Annotated in this window: 3 protein-coding genes, 1 pseudogene and 1 riboswitch; all 4 genes and pseudogenes read left to right on the forward strand. The window is 38.0% G+C overall.

Annotation, left to right across the window (positions count from 1 at the left end; translation table 11 throughout):
* A pseudogene (locus Q7U95_RS01540) lies at nucleotides 1-277 on the forward strand (type IV-A pilus assembly ATPase PilB); the annotation flags it as partial.
* A 67-nt stretch (nucleotides 278-344) separates the two neighbouring features.
* A complete protein-coding gene (locus Q7U95_RS01545; protein ID WP_308751521.1) occupies nucleotides 345-1,409 on the forward strand; it encodes a type IV pilus twitching motility protein PilT in 1,065 nt (354 codons plus the stop codon).
* 12 nt (nucleotides 1,410-1,421) lie between these two features.
* Nucleotides 1,422-2,639 carry a type II secretion system F family protein gene (locus tag Q7U95_RS01550; protein ID WP_308751522.1) on the forward strand — a complete coding sequence of 406 codons (1,218 nt, stop codon included), beginning with the start codon at nucleotides 1,422-1,424 and terminating at the stop codon, nucleotides 2,637-2,639.
* Nucleotides 2,640-2,700: 61 nt separating this feature from the next.
* A riboswitch (cyclic di-GMP riboswitch) is annotated at nucleotides 2,701-2,780 on the forward strand.
* Nucleotides 2,781-2,870: 90 nt separating this feature from the next.
* A complete protein-coding gene (locus Q7U95_RS01555; protein WP_308751523.1) occupies nucleotides 2,871-3,221 on the forward strand; it encodes a prepilin-type N-terminal cleavage/methylation domain-containing protein in 351 nt (116 codons plus the stop codon).
* The last annotated feature ends 96 nt before the right edge of the window (nucleotides 3,222-3,317 follow it).

Genomic DNA, 3,317 nt, shown 5'->3' on the forward strand with positions numbered 1-3,317 from the left:
AAAAGAATTTGGGATTTCGCTCGAGGAAGATATAACCTTTTATCGAGCAAAAGGTTGTAATAAATGTAATAATACCGGTTACAAAGGAAGAATTGGCCTCTATGAGCTTATGTTGGTGAGTGAGAATATAGAGAAACTTGCAATTGAAAGAGCTAATACCGATGAAATAATGAAAGTTGCGATATCAGAAGGAATGACTACCTTACAAGAAGACGGTTTAGAGAAGGCAAAAAAAGGACTGACTTCTTTAGAAGAGATTGCAAGAATTGTAATATAACTAAATATTTTATTGACTTTAGTCGAATTATTATTAAGGGTTATTACAATACGAGGAGGAGATTGGTTTGGTAGATTTAATAAAATTGTTGCCAAAGATTTTAGAAAGCAATGCTTCTGATTTACATATTACCGCTGGAATGCCACCTATTATGAGGGTTAATGGCAAACTTACTCATATTGGTGAATATCCAAAATTGATGCCGACGGACACTAAGGAAATAATTTATAGTATTTTGACTCAAGACCAAAGAGAAAAACTTGAAAGAGATTGGGAACTGGATTTTTCTTATGGAATTTCAGGCAAAGGTCGGTTTAGGGTAAATGTTTATTATCAAAGGAATGCTTTGGGAGCTGCTTTTCGGGCCATCCCTGTAGAAATTAAGACCTTAGAAGAATTAGGCCTTCCTCCAAGTTTGGCAGACTTAGCTGCAAAGCCCAGGGGGTTTGTAATAGTTACCGGGCCTACGGGAAGCGGCAAAACAACCACTCTGGCAACTTTAATCGATATGATTAACGAAACTCGAGCAGAGCATATTATGACTGTTGAAGATCCGATTGAATTCTTGCATAAACATAAAAAATGCATGATAAATCAAAGAGAAGTGGGCTCTGACACAAAATCGTTTACCAATGCTCTTAAATATGTGCTTAGGCAAGACCCCGATATAATTTTAATCGGTGAGATGAGAGATTTAGAGACTATTCAAGCAGCTTTAACTGCAGCCGAGACGGGCCATTTAGTGTTTGCAACGTTGCACACTCAAGACGCGCCTCAAACTATCGATAGAATTATCGATGTATTTCCGCCTTATCAACAACAGCAGGTTCGCATTCAGTTAGCCGGAACTCTTCAAGGGATAGTGGCACAACAATTGTTGCCTAAAAAAGATGGTAACGGAAGAGTTGTCGGAATTGAAATTCTTATTCCTACCTCAGGTATTAGGAATATGATAAGAGAAGCAAAAACTCATCAAATTTATAGTGCTATGCAAACAGGGCAAAGATATGGAATGAGGACGATGGACCAATGCATTGCCGAGCTCTACAAAAAAGGTTTAATATCGTTAGATACGGCTCTTGCAAGGGCTGTTTTCCCCGAAGATTTAAATAAGTCCATGGGAAAAGGTTAAGGGAGGTTAAAGTTGGCTTCTACTTTTACTTATAAAGCTAGAGACAAACAAGGTAAATTGATAACAGGGGCGCTTGAAGGCGATAACCAAATGGCAGTTTCAGCGAAACTGAAGCAAATGGGCTATATAGTTATACATATTTCAGAGAAGGCGGAATCATCAAGTTTTAGTCAAATATTAAAACGATTTAAACAAGTTAAATCTACTGAAATTACTGTTTTCAGTCGTCAATTTGCAACCATGATTAACGCGGGACTCTCTCTTACCAAGTGTCTCGCAATCTTAACTGAGCAAACTGAAAATGAAGTTCTTTCTGAGGTAATTGATAAGGTTAGAAAAGATGTTGAGGGAGGGAATTCTCTTTCTGACGCGCTTGCTAAATACCCGAAAGTTTTTCATGGTATCTTTATTAACATGGTGAAAGCAGGCGAAGCTGGTGGTGTTTTAGATGACGTTCTCCTTCGAGTGGCCGATCATTATGAAAGAGAAGGTAATTTACATCGAAAAATTAAATCGGCGATGGCATATCCGATGGCCGTGTTCTCTTTTTCTGTTGTTCTCATGTTTGTAATGATTACTTTTGTTGTTCCGATTTTTAAAGGAATGTTTGACCAAATGGGAGCCCAATTACCCCTGCCTACGATGGTGCTTCTTTCAATAAGTAATTTTGTGCAGAATTTTTGGTATCTGGTTATTGTGGGAGCCATTGGAGTAATATACGCGATAAAGAAATTTATCAATACTGAGCGGGGGCGTTTTCTGTCTGATTCTCTAAAATTAAAACTCCCGGTTTTTGGGGAATTGACAAAGAAGATAGCAATTTCTAAATTTTCCAGAACCTTAGGGACATTATTGTCAAGTGGGGTTCCAATTTTAGGCGCTCTTGACATTGTCGCTGATACATCGGGAAATGCAATAATTGCCAGGGATATTAAGGAAGCAGGGGTTAGTATTAAAGAAGGGGAAACGATATCAAAACCACTTTCGAAGAGCAAGGTTTTTCCTCCAATGGTTGTGCAGATGATTGCCGTAGGAGAAGAAACCGGAGTTTTAGATGGAATGTTACAGAAAATTGCCGATTTTTATGATGAAGAAGTTAGTGCCACGGTTGATACTATGACGTCATTGATAGAGCCCTTTATGCTATTGGGCATAGGATTAATGATTGGCGGCATGTTAATTGCTTTATATATGCCGATGTTTCAAGTTGTGTTGCTTATGGGAGAATGATGAGTTTTAAAAATTTATTAATGTTTTTTACGAATTTGCCGATATATTAACTTGAAAGCAAGTAAGATAAGGGCAAATCCATCGTAAGGTGGGGTCGCAAAACTACCGGCTCTTCAGAGTAGAGACAGTTAGGTTACATAAAATTTTGCTAAAGATGTTTTTGTCTTCCGAAAGGGGGAATGGCGTTTGAAGCAAAAAATTAATATTTTCTTAGTGAAGGGGGTGAATTCTGTGAGAAAATTTAAAGGAGAAAAAGGTTTTACGTTAGTCGAGTTGATGGTGGTTATTCTCATTATCGGAATCTTGGTGGGTATAGCTATTCCGGTGTATAACCAGGCACAACTCAAAGCTAAAACAAATGCCTGTAAGGCAAATTTAAGGACGTTGGATGGAGCCATTCAAACTTATAACGCGACTGAGGGCGCTTATCCAACCGGAGATTATGCCGCACTTGTTGGTGTCTTGGTTCCTAAATACATAAAGACTGAGCCAAAATGTCCTGAATCTACCGGTACTTATACGTATGATACTAGTGGTACTAATCATGACGTAAGATGCAGTATAGCAGATCATAATTATTAAAAAATAGCTTGGAAAGTGGCCCGAAAGGGCCACTTTTTTTGTGAGCTGTTTTGCTTTAAAATAAGAGTTGAGTTGAAGTTCAACTTATAGTTTCGA

It is taken from the genome of Candidatus Oleimmundimicrobium sp., from assembly GCF_030651595.1.
Taxonomy (GTDB): domain Bacteria; phylum Actinomycetota; class Aquicultoria; order UBA3085; family Oleimmundimicrobiaceae; genus JAUSCH01.